Below are 711 nucleotides of genomic sequence, written 5' to 3'. Positions count from 1 at the left end.
TGGATATCGAACCTACTTGTTTAGGTAAGAAATACACATGCTCTTTAACAATCTGGAAAGCTGACTAGTAAATTCAATTCGATGAATTGAAATTATTGTTTCTCGAAAGAGAAACGAGTTCTCAAACAACACACATTCAAGTGTCTTGTGTAAGAAGAGTCCGGCAAAACAAACTAATCCGTCAAGCAATTGATGGAAGCCTTGGTTGTTTACGGTACAGACCCTTTGGGGTTGTATGGTTAAGTGACTAAGCGTACACGGTGGATGCCTGGGCAGTCAGAGGCGATGAAGGACGTACTAACTTGCGATAAGCGCAGATGAGGCAGTAAGAGCCACTTGAGTCTGCGATTTCCGAATGGGGAAACCCAGCTGCATAAGCAGTTATCAATACGTGAATACATAGCGTATTGAGGCGAACCGGGGGAACTGAAACATCTAAGTACCCCGAGGAAGAGAAATCAACCGAGATTCCGGCAGTAGCGGCGAGCGAAACCGGATTAGCCCTTAAGCTTTTTATGCGTCAGGTGAAGGCTCTGGAAAGTGCCGCGATACAGGGTGATAGCCCCGTAGCCGACAACGCATTTAAAGTGAAAACGAGTAGGACGGGACACGTGTTATCTTGTCTGAAGATGGGGGGACCATCCTCCAAGGCTAAATACTCCTGACTGACCGATAGTGAACCAGTACCGTGAGGGAAAGGCGAAAAGAACC

The 711-nt window shown here is 46.6% G+C and carries 1 rRNA gene; it reads left to right on the top strand.

Annotated elements, in window-relative coordinates:
* Window positions 1-237: 237 nt before the first annotated feature.
* Window positions 238-711, top strand: a 23S ribosomal RNA gene (locus tag VV869_RS24400); the annotation flags it as partial.

This window comes from Photobacterium sp. MCCC 1A19761, assembly GCF_037389125.1.
Classification (GTDB): Bacteria; Pseudomonadota; Gammaproteobacteria; order Enterobacterales; family Vibrionaceae; genus Photobacterium.
This window is presented reverse-complemented; position numbering and strand designations above follow the sequence as displayed.